Origin of the sequence: Pseudomonas corrugata (genome assembly GCF_001269905.1) — a bacterium.
Lineage (GTDB): Bacteria > Pseudomonadota > Gammaproteobacteria > Pseudomonadales > Pseudomonadaceae > Aquipseudomonas > Aquipseudomonas corrugata.
Map to the genome: position 1 here is coordinate 123,504 of NZ_LHVK01000021.1, position 13,250 is coordinate 136,753.

At 58.8% G+C, this 13,250-nt stretch carries 12 protein-coding genes; 9 read left to right on the plus strand and 3 right to left on the minus strand.

The window, feature by feature from the left end; genetic code table 11:
- The first annotated feature begins 11 nt into the window (after positions 1 to 11).
- Genes AD665_RS22480 through AD665_RS22490 form a run of 3 tightly spaced genes read left to right on the plus strand, consistent with a single transcriptional unit; the run spans position 12 to position 3,658 of the window.
- Complete coding sequence (locus AD665_RS22480; protein WP_053193862.1) at positions 12 to 2,048, plus strand: NADH:flavin oxidoreductase; 2,037 nt, start codon at positions 12 to 14, stop codon at positions 2,046 to 2,048.
- A 57-nt stretch (positions 2,049 to 2,105) separates the two neighbouring features.
- Positions 2,106 to 3,230: an S-(hydroxymethyl)glutathione dehydrogenase/class III alcohol dehydrogenase gene (locus AD665_RS22485; protein ID WP_033034517.1), complete on the plus strand. Its 1,125-nt coding sequence runs from the start codon at positions 2,106 to 2,108 to the stop codon at positions 3,228 to 3,230.
- A gap of 44 nt (positions 3,231 to 3,274) precedes the next feature.
- Positions 3,275 to 3,658, plus strand: coding sequence for a VOC family protein (locus AD665_RS22490; RefSeq protein ID WP_024778814.1), 384 nt, complete (start codon positions 3,275 to 3,277; stop codon positions 3,656 to 3,658).
- Between the two features lie 44 nt (positions 3,659 to 3,702).
- Here the strand turns inward: AD665_RS22490 and AD665_RS22495 are convergent, their stop codons facing one another.
- Together AD665_RS22495 and AD665_RS22500 are read right to left on the minus strand one after the other, a co-directional pair.
- The gene (locus AD665_RS22495; RefSeq protein WP_053193824.1) at positions 3,703 to 4,488 is read right to left on the minus strand and encodes a pyrroline-5-carboxylate reductase family protein; all 786 of its coding nucleotides are present in this window, start codon (positions 4,486 to 4,488) and stop codon (positions 3,703 to 3,705) included.
- Positions 4,485 to 5,186 carry a TetR/AcrR family transcriptional regulator gene (locus AD665_RS22500; RefSeq protein ID WP_024778816.1) on the minus strand — a complete coding sequence of 234 codons (702 nt, stop codon included), beginning with the start codon at positions 5,184 to 5,186 and terminating at the stop codon, positions 4,485 to 4,487. Before AD665_RS22500 ends, AD665_RS22495 begins: the two co-directional genes overlap by 4 nt.
- Before the next feature lie 454 nt (positions 5,187 to 5,640).
- Here AD665_RS22500 and choW point away from each other — a divergent pair, with 454 nt between their 5' ends.
- The 6 genes from choW to AD665_RS22530 all read left to right on the plus strand — a co-directional run bounded on the left by choW (position 5,641) and on the right by AD665_RS22530 (position 12,210).
- Positions 5,641 to 6,489 (plus strand): choline ABC transporter permease subunit, encoded by an 849-nt coding sequence (gene choW / locus AD665_RS22505; protein ID WP_024778817.1) that lies wholly within the window; start codon positions 5,641 to 5,643, stop codon positions 6,487 to 6,489.
- On the plus strand, positions 6,486 to 7,709 hold the full coding sequence (gene choV / locus AD665_RS22510; protein WP_053193827.1) for a choline ABC transporter ATP-binding protein: 1,224 nt from the start codon (positions 6,486 to 6,488) through the stop codon (positions 7,707 to 7,709). Before choW ends, choV begins: the two co-directional genes overlap by 4 nt.
- A 29-nt stretch (positions 7,710 to 7,738) precedes the next feature.
- Positions 7,739 to 8,677 carry a LysR substrate-binding domain-containing protein gene (locus AD665_RS22515; RefSeq protein WP_024776549.1) on the plus strand — a complete coding sequence of 313 codons (939 nt, stop codon included), beginning with the start codon at positions 7,739 to 7,741 and terminating at the stop codon, positions 8,675 to 8,677.
- Positions 8,678 to 8,805: 128 nt separating this feature from the next.
- A complete protein-coding gene (locus AD665_RS22520) occupies positions 8,806 to 10,062 on the plus strand; it encodes an aromatic ring-hydroxylating oxygenase subunit alpha (RefSeq protein WP_053193830.1) in 1,257 nt (418 codons plus the stop codon).
- A 9-nt stretch (positions 10,063 to 10,071) separates the two neighbouring features.
- A complete protein-coding gene (locus AD665_RS22525; RefSeq protein WP_024776547.1) occupies positions 10,072 to 11,208 on the plus strand; it encodes an FAD-binding oxidoreductase in 1,137 nt (378 codons plus the stop codon).
- Between the two features lie 87 nt (positions 11,209 to 11,295).
- The gene (locus tag AD665_RS22530) at positions 11,296 to 12,210 is read left to right on the plus strand and encodes a LysR substrate-binding domain-containing protein (protein ID WP_024776546.1); all 915 of its coding nucleotides are present in this window, start codon (positions 11,296 to 11,298) and stop codon (positions 12,208 to 12,210) included.
- Positions 12,211 to 12,272: 62 nt separating this feature from the next.
- Here AD665_RS22530 and AD665_RS22535 read toward each other — a convergent pair whose 3' ends face one another.
- Positions 12,273 to 13,214 (minus strand): LysR family transcriptional regulator, encoded by a 942-nt coding sequence (locus AD665_RS22535; RefSeq protein ID WP_024776545.1) that lies wholly within the window; start codon positions 13,212 to 13,214, stop codon positions 12,273 to 12,275.
- Between the last annotated feature and the right edge of the window lie 36 nt (positions 13,215 to 13,250).

The window sequence follows — 13,250 nt, forward strand, 5'->3', positions numbered from 1 at the left end:
AGCGCAACACCATGTCCAGCGATCCTCTGCTGCAGCCCTATAAGATCAAACACCTGACCCTCAAGAACCGGATCATGACCACCTCTCATGAGCCGGCTTATCCTGTCGACGGCATGCCGAAGGATCTGTACCGCGCCTATCATGTCGAACGCGCCAAGGCTGGCGTGGCACTGACCATGACGGCGGGCTCCGCCGCCGTTTCCCGTGACAGCCCGCCAGTGTTCAACAACGTGCTGGCGTACAAGGATGAAGTGGTCAAATGGATGAAGGATCTGACCGACGAATGTCACGAACACGGCACGGCGGTGATGATTCAACTGACTCACTTGGGGCGGCGCACACGCTGGGACAAGGCCGACTGGCTGCCGGTCGTCTCACCCTCCCATCGCCGCGAAGCGTCCCACCGGGCTTTCCCGAAAAAGATGGAAGAATGGGACATCGACCGCATCATCAAGGACTATGTGGACGCCGCCGAACGCATGAAGGCCGCCGGGCTGGACGGCTTGGAACTGCAGGCCTACGGACACCTCATGGATCAGTTCTGGTCGCCACTGACCAACGACCTTGATGGCCCCTACGGCGGTTCGCTGGAGAACCGGTTGCGCTTTACCTTCGACATCCTGCGCGGCATTCGCCAGCGCTGTGGCGAGGACTTCCTGTTGGGGGTTCGCTACACCGGCGATGAAGATCTGCCCGGCGGTTTCGGTGCCAAGGACGGCATCCAGATCTCGCACATGCTCAAGGACAGTGGCCTGGTCGACTTCCTCAACGTCGTTCGCGGCCACATCGATACCGATGCCGGCCTCACCGACGTGATTCCGATCCAGGGCATGCGCAACTCCCCGCACCTGGATTTTGCCGGCGAGATCCGCTCGGCCACCGGCTTCCCCACCTTCCATGCCGCGAAGATTCCCGACGTCGCCACCGCCCGCCATGCCATCGCCTCGGGCAAGGTGGACATGATCGGCATGACCCGGGCGCACATGACCGACCCGCACATCGTGCGCAAGATCATCGAGAAGCGCGAAGAAGAGATCCGCCCCTGCGTCGGCGCCAACTACTGCCTGGACCGCATCTATCAGGGCGGTGCCGCGTACTGCATTCACAACGCCGCCACCGGGCGCGAAACCACCATGCCCCACGAAATCCCCAAGGCGTCGGTCAAGCGCAAAGTGGTGGTGATCGGCACCGGCCCGGCGGGCCTGGAGGCGGCACGGGTAGCCGGCGAACGCGGCCACGACGTCACGGTGTTTGAAGTGGCCGATCAACCCGGCGGCCAGATCCGCCTGACAGCGCAGAGCGAGCGCCGCCGCGAGATGATCAGCATCATCGACTGGCGCATGGCGCAATGCGAACGGCTGGGCGTGAAATTCCATTTCAATACCTGGGCCGAGGCCGAGACGGTGCTGGCTGAAAGTCCGGACGTGGTGATCGTCGCCACCGGCGGCTTGCCGCACACCGAAGTGCTCAAGCACGGCAATGAACTGGTGGTGTCTACCTGGGACATCATTTCCGGTGACGTCAAGCCGGGCCAGAACGTGCTGATCTTTGACGACGCGGGGGACCATGCGGCCCTGCAAGCGGCCGAAGTCATCGCCAACAGCGGCGCGAAACTGGAGATCGTCACACCGGACCGCTCGTTCGCACCCGAAGTGATGGCGATGAACCTGGTGCCCTACATGCGCAGCCTGCAAGACCTGAACGTCACCTTTACCGTCACCTATCGGGTCGACTCGGTGGAGAAACGCGACGGGCAATTGGTGGCTAACTTCGGCAGCGATTATGGCCAGGTGCATAAACAGCGAGTGGTCGATCAGGTGGTCATCAACCACGGCACCCTGCCCCTCGACGATCTGTACTTCGAACTGCGCCCCCATTCGCGCAACAACGGTGCGGTTGAACAGCATGATCTGATCGCCGGGAAAACCCAGAACATCGTGACCAACCCCGAGGGCCGCTTCCAGCTGTTCCGGATCGGCGACGCGGTGTCGGCACGCAATACCCACGCGGCCATCTACGATGCGTTGCGACTGGTCAAGGACATCTGAAGTCATGCCCCTGATCCTGGATCAGGGGCAATTCACTATTCGAAACGAGGCTCTACCATGTCAGCACAGACCTTGAAATCAAGGGCTGCGGTCGCATTCGCGCCCAATGAACCGTTGCAACTGGTCACCATCGATGTCGCACCGCCCAAGGCTGGTGAGGTCCGGGTGCGTATCGTTGCCACCGGCGTCTGCCACACCGATGCGTTTACCCTTTCAGGAAGCGACCCGGAAGGTATCTTCCCTAGCGTCCTGGGCCATGAAGGTGGCGGTATCGTCGAAGCCGTCGGCGAAGGTGTCACTTCACTGCAGGTCGGCGACCATGTGATTCCGCTCTATACCGCCGAATGCGGCCAGTGCAAGTTCTGCCTTTCCGGCAAGACCAACCTCTGCCAAGCCGTCAGGGCGACCCAAGGCAAAGGCCTGATGCCCGACGGCACTTCACGCTTTTCCTATGAAGGCAAACCGCTGTTCCACTACATGGGTTGCTCGACATTTTCTGAATACACCGTGTTGCCGGAAATTTCCCTGGCGAAGATTCCCAAGGAGGCGCCGTTGGAGCAGGTCTGCCTGCTCGGTTGCGGGGTGACCACTGGAATCGGCGCAGTCCTCAACACCGCCAAGGTCGAAGCGGGCGCCAGTGTGGCGGTGTTCGGGCTGGGCGGCATTGGCCTGGCAGCCATCATCGGCGCAAAGATGGCCAACGCCGGGCGTATCCTCGCTATCGACATCAACCCTGCCAAGCGAGAAGTCGCGCTGTCGTTGGGCGCGACGGACTTCATCAATCCCAAGGAATACGACAAGCCGATCCAGGACGTCATTGTCGAGCTGACCGAAGGCGGCGTGGACTACTCGTTCGAATGCGTCGGCAACGTGCAACTGATGCGTGCGGCACTGGAGTGCTGCCACAAGGGCTGGGGCGAGTCGATTATCATCGGCGTCGCCGGCGCGGGCCAGGAAATCAGTACCCGCCCTTTCCAGCTCGTTACCGGTCGCGTGTGGCGTGGCAGCGCGTTTGGTGGCGTGAAGGGCCGCACCGAGCTGCCCAGCTATGTGGAGAAGGCCAGCCGAGGAGAGATCCCACTGGACACCTTTATCACCCACACCATGCCCCTGGAAGATATCAACAAAGCATTCGAGTTGATGCATGACGGGCAAAGCATTCGTACCGTCATTCATTATTGATTCGGCCGATCCTCATTTCCCCCCCCCACAAAAAGGAAGCAACGATGTCCGTTTTTACCCATGTAACCGTCGGCACCAATGACCTGGCAAAAGCCCGTGCGTTCTATGACGCAGCGCTGAAAGAAATCGGCCTCAAACGCGTCGCCGATCTCAGCGAGAATGGCTCCATCTGGGGCGTCGACAAGCCTTCGTTCTTCGTACTCAAGCCGGCCAACGGCAATCCGGCGACTGTCGGTAACGGCGGTACTGTCAGCTTCGAGGCACCGAGCCGTGCTGCGGTCCACGCCTTCCACGCCGCGGCGCTGGCAAATGGCGGCGTCTGCGAAGGCCTGCCAGGCACGCGTGGCTGGGCTGAAAACGCCTATGCTGCCTACGCTCGGGATCTGGACGGGAACAAGCTGGCGGTCTACTGCTTCAAGGCAGAGTAAATAAGACGCTTATCGAAGCCCCCTTGACCGGGGGCTTCGGTTTATCAGGCATGAAGCCCTTTGCGGGCAACCGCAGCACCGGCCTCCAGAGCCCTACCGATGTGCGCTTCGAAACGACTATCGATCATTGATTGCAACGCCGCGGCCGTGACACCTCGATAGGCGACCAAGGCCTCGATCATCTCCTGCGCATCGTGGTTTTCCAAAAGCTGGCTGCCATTGACCACAACGTTCTTCGCAGCCAATTGTGCGATATCGGAAGGAATGCCGGCAGCCTTCGCCTGATTGGCCAGTGCGGTCATCAGCAACGCAGGAAAAGCCGGACCGGTACCCGAGAGCGCCGAGAGGTAGTCGATGAAGCCCTCCTCCTGAACCTCGGCTGCAGTGCCTACCGATTCGAACAGCCGCTGTACCAGCTCCCTCGCGGCCGCGTTCACTTCCCCCCAGCAAAACCACGGGGTAAAGGATTGCCCGATTTCAACCGCCGCGTTAGGCATCGCCCGCACGACTGCCGACGTTGAGGTTTGTGCGGCAATCGTCTGCGCCGTAACCCCAGCCATCAAGGACACGACGGTCTTGCCCGTCGCGTCAATGTCCAGGCTGGCGAAATGCTCGGGGCGCACCGCGATGATTACCATGTCGCTACGTGTCACCAGCGCCTGATTGTCCGTGACCAGGCAAACGCCTTGTTGTGCCAGCGGATGACGGCCGGTGCGATTGGAAATGATCAGATTGCCAGCCGGCAACAGCGACTTCGCCATGAGCGCTTTCGCAATCGCGCCACCCAACCAGCCCGTTCCGCCGATGATACCGAGCGTTTCGCTGATCATTTTGCAGAGACCTCTTCGAAAGTGTCCGCCAAGGGAACGAAAAGCCCTGGCTCTTTCTCGGCGTAGCCAAATTTCCCATAGAAGCGATCCAGCTCGCGTTGCTTGGGGACCTTGCCGGTGAAAATGCTGACGTAATGAGGAATACGCTGGAAACGCGTGGTGATCAGCTCACTGGTGTTCATGCTGATATAGCCGATCTGGGTCAGGTAGATCGTCCGGGCGCGCGTATCGGCACCCTGACTGTCATAGCCAAAACGCTTGAACATGTTTGCCAGGGCGCTCATCCGCTGTTCGTCCACGGTCGCGACCTCTTGAGCCACTTCAGCCGACTGCAACGCCCAACTGCGCACGGCAAACTCGAATTGCGAGTCGAACAGTTGCGGATTGAGCCAGCACTCGAACACATTCAGGATCGCCTCGGAAATGCTTTCGGCATAGCTTTCGCACTGCCGGATCAAGCCCCCCGTGTTGGTCTCCCGCCAACGGGAAAGCAAGGCGGCCAACAGCTGTTCGCGATCCTCGAAAAACCAATAGAAGCTGGTGCGTGACAAACCCAGGCGCTTGGCCAGCGGCATGACACGAACGGCATCGATGCCCGACTCCTTCAAGGCCTCGTAGGCCGCTTCCAGCCAGCCCTCCGTCGACCCCCGCCAGCCTGCGTCCTGGGCCTTGCCACGTGCCTTCCCTACCTGGGGCATTCTGCTCACCTTCTTAATAATGCGTAACGCGAATGTACTCGGATGACCCTCCAATGTACACCCAAGTACATTTAGTTGACTTTTTCGGCTCGAGAGTGAATGAAGTCATTAATGATAAAAACTCATGAGACGCGGACATAAAATGGTTTGTCGGTAAAAGACACCTGACTGACCATACCCCACAGGCAACGGACTCCATACCAAAACAACAACGAGCCGCCATCATGAATCTTGCAGCGCACACCTTTGAAAGCCTTTCGACGTCCGGCCAAAGAATACCGGGGCGACTGGCATTGCCTCACGCTACTTCTGTTACTTATCCCCTGCCCAAACTTCGATAACTGCTGAAGCGACGCCCTGCGCAGTCGCTTTGTGCGCCTGCTAACCCGGCGCGCGAAGCGCTGCCCGGACGGTTGCTGGCGTGCGATTTCTTTCTATCAGTCGGATTAGTGATATGTGGATAACACAAGAGAAGCTTCCCCTGGGCGAACACATCGCCCGGTATGTCGAATGGTTGACTCAGCACGGCGCAGGTATTTTCGATGCCATCTCGCTGTCGCTGTCGGGTGTCATCACCGCATTCAGCGGTGTGCTCCTTTGGTTCAACCCCTTGGCGTTGATCGCTGTATTTGCCCTGCTGGCCTATTACATTCAGCGCAAGGTGAGCCTCACCCTGTTCATCACCCTCGCCTTCCTGCTGATATTCAACCTCGGTTATTGGCAAGAGACCCTGGAGACTCTCGCCCAAGTCACCTTCGCCACACTCGTCTGCGTGGTCATCGGTGTACCGCTAGGCATCGTCGCGGCACATCGACCCTGGTTCTACGCGACCTTGCGGCCGGTCCTCGACCTGATGCAGACCGTACCGACCTTCGTTTACCTCATTCCCACCCTGACCCTCTTCGGCCTGGGCGTGGTCCCGGGCCTGATCTCCACAGTGGTATTTGCAATCGCCGCACCTATTCGCCTGACGTATCTGGGCATCAGTGATGTTCCCGAAGAACTGATGGATGCTGGCAAGGCCTTTGGCTGCTCGCGCCGCCAATTGTTGATGCGCATCGAACTGCCCCACGCCATGCCCAGCATCGCCGCCGGAATTACCCAATGCATCATGCTGTCACTTTCCATGGTCGTGATCGCCGCCTTGGTGGGGGCCGACGGGCTTGGCAAACCCGTGGTCAATGCGTTGAACACCGCCGATATCTCGATGGGTTTCGAAGCGGGCCTGGCGATCGTGCTGCTGGCGATCACGCTCGACCGCATCTGCAAGCAACGCGAGACCGCGAAAAGAGGTGACGTATGAGCATCATCCGTTTTGAAGACGTCGACGTGATCTTCTCCGCTCGCCCGAAGCCTGCCCTGGATTTGCTTGACCAAGGCTTTTCACGTCCGGAAATTCTGCAGAAAACCGGCCTGATCGTCGGCGTGGAAAAGGCCAACCTGGAGATCAACAAAGGCGAAATCTGTGTATTGATGGGCCTGTCCGGCTCCGGCAAATCCAGTCTGCTGCGTTGCATCAACGGCCTGAACACCGTGAGTCGCGGCAAGCTTTTCGTGGAGCACGAAGGCCGGCAGATCGACATCGCTTCCTGCTCCCCCGCCGAGCTGAAAATGATGCGCACCCAGCGCATCGCCATGGTGTTCCAGAAGTTCGCCTTGATGCCCTGGCTGACGGTTCGCGAAAACATCAGCTTTGGTCTGGAAATGCAGGGCCGTCCGGAAAAGGAGCGGCGCAAGCTGGTGGATGAGAAGCTTGAGCTGGTGGGCCTGACCCAGTGGCGCAACAAGAAGCCCAACGAACTGTCCGGCGGCATGCAGCAGCGGGTTGGCCTGGCCCGTGCACTGGCTATGGACGCCGACATCCTGCTGATGGACGAACCGTTCTCGGCCCTCGACCCGCTGATCCGCCAAGGCTTACAGGACGAATTGCTCGATCTGCAACGCAAGCTGCACAAGACCATCGTGTTCGTCAGCCATGACCTGGACGAAGCCCTGAAGCTGGGCACACGCATCGCCATCATGAAAGACGGCAAGATCATCCAGTACAGCAAGCCCGAAGAAATCGTGCTGAACCCGGCCGACGACTATGTGCGCAACTTCGTCGCCCACACCAACCCGTTGAATGTGCTGTGCGCGAAGAGCTTGATGACACCGCTGGACCAATGCGTTTTCGCCCGCGACGAATACTGCCTGGATACGGCTCAGAACCTGTGGATGGCGCTGAGTGCGCAGCGTCATTTGACCAGCGTTCGAAAAGGCGCCACCACCGCACACGTCCAACCCTGGAATCCGACCAAGGCAATCGAGACCTTGGCTCGACAACCGACGTGCGTCCCCTGCGCCACCACCATGCGCGACGCGCTGCAGATTCGCTACGAAACCGGCCACCCCCTGATTGTGCAGGACGAGGCTGGCGTCATCTTGGGCATATTGGGTGACAGTGAACTGTATCGGGCATTGCTGGGGCACAAAATGTCCCGACCTGTTCCTACGGAACCCGAACGGGAATCTTCGGTGGCGTGAGTCACCTGGCACGGCGTTGGAACACACCTATGCAACCCAGCGATATCGATAAGAAGGTCAAGGGTTACCGACGGTTGATACCGTCGATGACGGCCTTGCTGGAATTCGAAGCCGTGGCACGGCTGACCAGCTTCACCCTGGCCGCCCAAGAGCTGGGCGTGACGCAGGCCGCCGTCAGCAAACAGATCCGCTTGTTGGAGGACGCCCTGGAAACCAAGCTGTTCCATCGCCTTCATCGGTCGATCAAGCTGACTCACGAAGGCTATGTACTGCATCTGGTCGTCGCAGAGTCCATTCATCGCATGGCCAGCGTCTTCGACAAAATTGCCGAGGGCATTGGTGAACAGGAGATCACCATCGCCTGCACCGAGGCGTTTTCTCACTTGAGAATACTCCCCAGATTGACCGCGCTACGCACCCTGCAACCGAAGTTGAAGTTACGTTTGATGACACACCAGGTCTCACCCAGTACATACCGGGATGACGTTGACCTGGCCATCCGTTTTGGCGATGGGAAATGGGAGGGTGGGAGTTCGGTTTTCCTGTTCGATGAAGAAGTGTTTCCCGTTTGTTCGCCGGCCTGGCTCGCCGCCAATCCGCCCCCTTCATCCATCACCGATTTTCTGGACGCGGCGCTGATTGACTCCGATCCAACCCTGGAAGGCTGGATGACCTGGAACCGATGGTGCCGGGAACTCGGCGATATGCGCCCCAAGCTCAATTACTCATTTCGCTGCAGTTCCTATAACGACGCGATACAGGCGGCCATACAAGGCCATGGCATTGCACTGGGATGGGGTCGGCTGATCGCACACCGGCTCAATAGCGGTGAGCTGATCAGAATTACGCCCTATAGAGTCAAGCCCAAGGACGCCTATTACCTGGTTATTCCGAGCGGCCGAAAAGTTGAGCCTATTACCCAGGCGCTGATTGATTGGCTGCGCGACGATAGTTATTTAACTCACTGATTAAATAGAATTTTTACGCATAACGAAAAGTTATGCGAGCGTGAAAATAAAGCGCGTTGACGGTCTTATTCCACTTTTCCAAACTGTGCTTGCCGCCTGATCAACTTTGAGTTTGAGCGAGACCCATAATGACTATTAATGCCGTGAAAACCCATCGTGAACTTCTGACCGACCGCACTCCCGGCCATGGCATGCCGGGTGATTTATTTGGTCGCCCGGATATTTTTGAAACCGACGTCGATATCTTTTTCACCAAACATTGGATTCTGGTGGGGGTCACCAGCGACATTCCCGAACCCGGTGATGTCTCCACCCTCGACATCGGCAAATCCTCCATCCTGCTGGTGCGCGACGATGACGAGCACGTGCAGGCGTTCAGCAATGTCTGCCGTCACCGCGGGGCTCGCTTGAAACAGGCTGGCAAGTCGACGGTGGGCATGCTGGTCTGCCCCTACCACCAATGGAGCTACGACCTGGATGGCAGCCTGAAACATGCGGCGCACATGGGCAAGGATTTCGACTCCAAATGCAAAAGCCTGATACCTGTGCATACCCGGGTCATCGGCACCCATGTCTTCGTCTGCCTGGGCGACGAACCACCGGAAGACATCATGTACCTTGAGCAGGTCATGACACCGCGTTTCGCCCAATACGACATTGCCCACTCAAAGATCGCCTACGAATCGGAAATCATCGAGAACGGCAATTGGAAACTGGTCATCGAGAATAACCGCGAGTGTTATCACTGCGCTGCCACTCACCCGGAGTTGACTGCTTCTTTCCTGCCCGAAGATTTCGGATTCTGTACCGACGGCCTGGGGGAGGATTCTCTTCAAGCGCTGGCGGAGTATCACCAACGCAATGCAGACACTAAGGCCAACTGGGAAAGCGAAGGCTATATCTGCGATGCCGTCGAACACCTGGGCGAAGACGCCGTGACCCAATTTCGCTCGCAGCGACTGGCCATTGCCGGCAATGGCGAATCCCAGACCCTGGACACCCGCGTAGCATGCACTCGTCTCTTCGGAGACCTCACCCGCCGCGACTTGGGCGACATGCATCTTTGGACACATAACTCGTGGACCCATGTCATGAGCGACCACGCCGTCGTCTCCTACATCATCCCGCTGGCACCCGATAAAACCCTGGTCCGGACTAAATGGCTGGTCCATGCCGATGCGGTCGAAGGCGTCGATTATCAAGTGGATAAGCTGACTGAAGTCTGGGTCGCAACCAACCTGCAAGACGCCAATCTCGTTGGTATTACCCACAGCGGCACCCAGGACCCATCCTACACGCCTGGACCGTTCTCGGCCTTTACCGAAGCCTATGTCGACCAGTTCTCTCGCTGGTACGCGGCGCGTCTGGCCGCCCATGGCGTGTGAGGAATGAATATGACGACTTATGAGAACCTGACGCGCCCAGCAGACGTCAGCGTAGCCCAGCACTTTACCGACCCGGGCACCTGGGGCACGTTTGGCGCGCAGTGGCACAGCGGAGAACAGAAAACCCTGCACTGCTGCGCTGTGCGCCAGGAAACCCATGACGTCAAGACCTTCATTTTTCGTTGTGCGGACTTCAGCGCCCTGAGCTTCGAGCCCGGTCAATTCATCACGATCTCGCCGGTCATTGGCGGGCAGACCACCGCCCGTTGCTACACCCTGTCGTCCTCTCCGACCCGGCCCTTTGCGTTTTCCATCACCGTCAAGCGCGTGCCGGGGGGCGTGGTGTCGAACTGGCTACATGACAACCTCAAGCCAGGTGATAGCCTGAAAGCGTCCGGCCCCGTCGGCAGCTTTACGCCGATCGGCCATCCGGCAGGTAAATTGTTGTACCTGTCGGCCGGCTCCGGCGTGACCCCCTTGATGTCGATGACTCGGGCCGCCTATGACATGGCCGCCAACCTCGATATCGTCTTTGTGCACAGCGCCCGTACGCCGATCGACATCATCTTCCACGCGGAGCTGACGCGCATGCAATCCGCCATGCCGGGACTTCGAGTGATCAGCATTTGCGAAGGACTTGGCGAAACAGCGCAATGGCAGCAACCCATAGGCCGACTCGATTTACCGTTGTTGAGCCAACTGGTACCGGACTACAAGGAACGGGAAATCTTTACCTGCGGCCCCCAGGGTTACATGGAAGCGGTCAAATCGCTGCTCAGGGAAGCGGCGTTCGATTTCGCCCACTATCATCAGGAAAGTTTCGACATTGCCGTACTGAATGAAGAACCATTGATCGAGCAGGCCACTTCGCTCGACCCGCAAGCGGTATTCACGGTGACCCTGGCTCGCTCGGGCAAGACCTTCAGCATGCCGGGCAACCAGACGGTGCTGTCTGCCGCAAAGAAAGCCGGTGCCATTGTGCCCTCTTCCTGCAGCCAGGGCGTCTGTGGTACCTGCAAGACCGCCTTGGTACAAGGTACGGTCGAGATGAATCACAACGGCGGTATCAGGCAGCGGGAAATCGACAAAGGCCTGCGTTTACTGTGCTGCAGCAAGCCCACTTCTGACCTGGTCCTCGATCTCTAGACTTGCCTCACTAATTAGATAGTCACTGCACACGGGCTTCTGCACAATATCTGTGCGCCCAACACCTATAGAACAGTGACCAGCCTGATGAAACTGCAACCTTTGCCGCCGCTCAACAGTCTGGTGGCGTTCGAGTCCGCAGCCCGCCATTTGAGCTTCACCGTGGCGGCTCGCGAACTGAACGTCACACAAGGCGCCATCAGCCGCCAGGTACGATTGCTCGAAGATTACCTGGGCGCGGCGCTGTTCACCCGCACAACCCGGGAAATCAACCTCACCGCCACCGGCAGCCAGTATTACGAAAGTGTGCGCGACACCTTGCAGCAAATCGCTCAAGCCACGGCGGGCGTACGTCACTGGCAAGGTGCCCAGCAAGTCACTGTGGTCACCAGCACGGCAATGGCGTCGTTGTGGCTGCTGCCGCTTGTATCGGAGTTCCAGCGCCAGAATGAAGAGATTGACCTACGCATCATCGCGACGGATCAAGTCAGCGATTTTTCCCGGCTGGACTGTGACCTGGCGCTTTATTACTGCAGCACGCCGCCGAAAAACATGAAAGTCACACCGCTGTTCAACGAAGAGATTTTCCCGGTATGCAGCCCCACCTATCTGGCGCAGCACCCAGGGATCGAGACCTTGGAACAGTTGGGGGGATGCACCTGGTTGTGGCTGGAAGATCAGCACCGGGACTGGATTGGCTGGAGAGAATGGTTTCAACGCCTCGGCTACCCGGCGCCAGAACCCAGGCGCCGCATCAATATCAACAGCTACGCCATGCTGATCCAGTCAGCGCTGGCGGGCCAGGGGATCGCCCTGGCTTGGTCGGGCCTGCTGAGTAACCACTTGCAGACCGGCAACCTGATGCGGCCGACACAAGCAATATTACGCACCGATGCGCAGTTCTGCCTGCTGGAACCCCAAGGCCGGGCCCAGAACAGACAAAGCGTCAACCGCTTCCGTCAGTGGCTGATGGCACATCTTGCCAAGACGATTGATACCTGAGAGACAGTCTTGGGTGGGCATTGAAACGCTGGCGGGCGAACTCGGCTGCGTCCAGGCAGCATTTATCGGGCGTCAAACGGAGCAAACACATGCACCACCCATTCGACGAACAGCCGAACCTTTGCGCTGAGATGCCTGTTGCTCGGATAAATCACGCTCAATCGATGTCGCGGCCGACTCCAATCGTCGAGCACGGTGCACAGTTTTCCGCTATCAAGATGCGGGGCGACCATGAACCTGAACGCCTGACCAAGGCCCACTCCACTGAGCAGCGTGCTCAAATACGCGGAGCTGTCGTTGACCCCGACCACCACCTGCCCCTGGACCAGAACCTGCTCGGCTGCCTTGCAGAACTCCAATGGGAAGGGCCTCCCGGTGAGTGATGAGAAGTAGCCTAGGATTGCATGTCCCGGCCCGCCAGTCGTCTTCTTTGCCGCTGGCCCAGGGTGCATCAACTCGGAAGGATGGATGGGAACACCGTGTACGGCAAGATACGACGGACTCGCACAGGTGACCCAGTCCAGGTCTGCGAGTCGTCGCGCGACAAGTGAGGTGTCGGCCAACTCTCCGCCGCGAATGACGCAATCGACACCCTCGCCGATCAGATCGATTGGCCGGTCACTGACACCGAGGTCGATATGGAGCTCGGGATATAGCGCGCGGAAACTTGGAAGCGCCGGAATCAGGATCATGTTCGCCAGCACCGACCCGATATCGACGCGGATGCGGCCACGCGGCTGGGCCTGTGCACGCACCATACTCTCGTCCATGTCATCAAGGTCACCGATAAGCCGCGTCGCACGCTCGTAGTAAGCCGCCCCCTCCGAAGTCACGCTGACGCGTCGCGTCGTTCGGTGTAGCAGCTTCGTGCCGAGGTGACGCTCCAGGTCTTGCATCAGTTTGGTAACGGTCGGGCGCGGAATGTTCATCGAATCCGCGGCTTTTGAGAACGCGCCTGACTCGGCTATACGGATGAAAACGCGTAAGGCAAGCAATTGATCCATGATTAAAAAGGGGCCGGGGTGTCTAGGAAATATGGG

What these genes read in the sequence shown, in the direction of transcription:
- AD665_RS22480 (WP_053193862.1), top strand. Translation starts at nt 12, where the DNA reads ATGTCCAGCGATCCTCTGCTGCAGCCCTATAAGATCAAACACCTGACC.
- AD665_RS22485 (WP_033034517.1), top strand. Translation starts at nt 2,106, where the DNA reads ATGTCAGCACAGACCTTGAAATCAAGGGCTGCGGTCGCATTCGCGCCC.
- AD665_RS22490 (WP_024778814.1), top strand. Translation starts at nt 3,275, where the DNA reads ATGTCCGTTTTTACCCATGTAACCGTCGGCACCAATGACCTGGCAAAA.
- AD665_RS22495 (WP_053193824.1), bottom strand. Translation starts at nt 4,488, where the DNA reads ATGATCAGCGAAACGCTCGGTATCATCGGCGGAACGGGCTGGTTGGGT.
- AD665_RS22500 (WP_024778816.1), bottom strand. Translation starts at nt 5,186, where the DNA reads ATGCCCCAGGTAGGGAAGGCACGTGGCAAGGCCCAGGACGCAGGCTGG.
- choW (WP_024778817.1), top strand. Translation starts at nt 5,641, where the DNA reads ATGTGGATAACACAAGAGAAGCTTCCCCTGGGCGAACACATCGCCCGG.
- choV (WP_053193827.1), top strand. Translation starts at nt 6,486, where the DNA reads ATGAGCATCATCCGTTTTGAAGACGTCGACGTGATCTTCTCCGCTCGC.
- AD665_RS22515 (WP_024776549.1), top strand. Translation starts at nt 7,739, where the DNA reads ATGCAACCCAGCGATATCGATAAGAAGGTCAAGGGTTACCGACGGTTG.
- AD665_RS22520 (WP_053193830.1), top strand. Translation starts at nt 8,806, where the DNA reads ATGACTATTAATGCCGTGAAAACCCATCGTGAACTTCTGACCGACCGC.
- AD665_RS22525 (WP_024776547.1), top strand. Translation starts at nt 10,072, where the DNA reads ATGACGACTTATGAGAACCTGACGCGCCCAGCAGACGTCAGCGTAGCC.
- AD665_RS22530 (WP_024776546.1), top strand. Translation starts at nt 11,296, where the DNA reads ATGAAACTGCAACCTTTGCCGCCGCTCAACAGTCTGGTGGCGTTCGAG.
- AD665_RS22535 (WP_024776545.1), bottom strand. Translation starts at nt 13,214, where the DNA reads ATGGATCAATTGCTTGCCTTACGCGTTTTCATCCGTATAGCCGAGTCA.